Consider the following 793-nt stretch of genomic DNA (forward strand, 5'->3'; position numbering starts at 1 on the left):
CAGGCCACCGACCGCACAGAGCGCGGCGGGCCCGTACCAGGCGGCTCCCTCGGACGGCCACACGTGCAGTGCTCTCAGGGCGAGGAAGCAGCTGACCGACGCCACCGCGCCGCCGATCAGCGCGTCCAGCGCGCGGATGCGGCGCGGTCCGGCCATGGACCAGAGCCGGGCGAGGGTGAGGTCCCCGAGGACATGGTCGTCCGCCCGCAGCAGCCGCTCGAACTCCCCCATCCTCCGCCGCCGCGCGGTGTCGAGCTCCGCCAGCCGCGCTTCCGCCCGGTCGACGGTCTCCCGCAGCCGTACGGGATCGGCGCCGCTGGTGTCGGGCGCCGCGAGAAGCTGCCGGGCCCGCTCGCCGGTCTCGGCGATGTCCGCCCTGACCGCGTAGAACGAGGCGATGTGGCGTCGGAGCCCCTGCACGGCCATGGCGTCCTCGTCGGAGTCCGGGCCGTTCAGGCCGACGTGCCAGGCGAGTTCGCTCAGCCAGCGCCGTACGTCCTCCTCGGCGTACGCCCTCTCGTCCTCCTCGGCGAAGTGCAGGCGGACCGTGGCCGGTAGGTAGCGGGACAGCATGTGCTCGTACAGGTCTCCGGAGGCCGCCCGCTCCACCAGCCCGGCCGGGTCGCGCGCGTAGGCCGTCACGGCGAGGGTGAGGCGCCAGGGGGAGGAGAGGCTGCGGGCGAGCGGGCCGTCGGGGGCGGTGCGGAGTTCGGCCAGGACCGGTTCCCAGCGGTCGGCGTTGGGCCGGACCCGGGGGTGGTCGGCCAGGAAGGTGACGGCCTGGGTGCTGGTG

General features: G+C 75.0%; 1 pseudogene. It reads right to left on the reverse strand.

From position 1 onward, the window contains the following. Positions 1-793: pseudogene (locus RM590_RS35430) on the reverse strand (hypothetical protein); the annotation flags it as partial.

Origin of the sequence: Streptomyces litchfieldiae (assembly GCF_031845365.1) — a bacterium.
GTDB classification, from domain to species: Bacteria; Actinomycetota; Actinomycetes; order Streptomycetales; family Streptomycetaceae; genus Streptomyces; species Streptomyces litchfieldiae.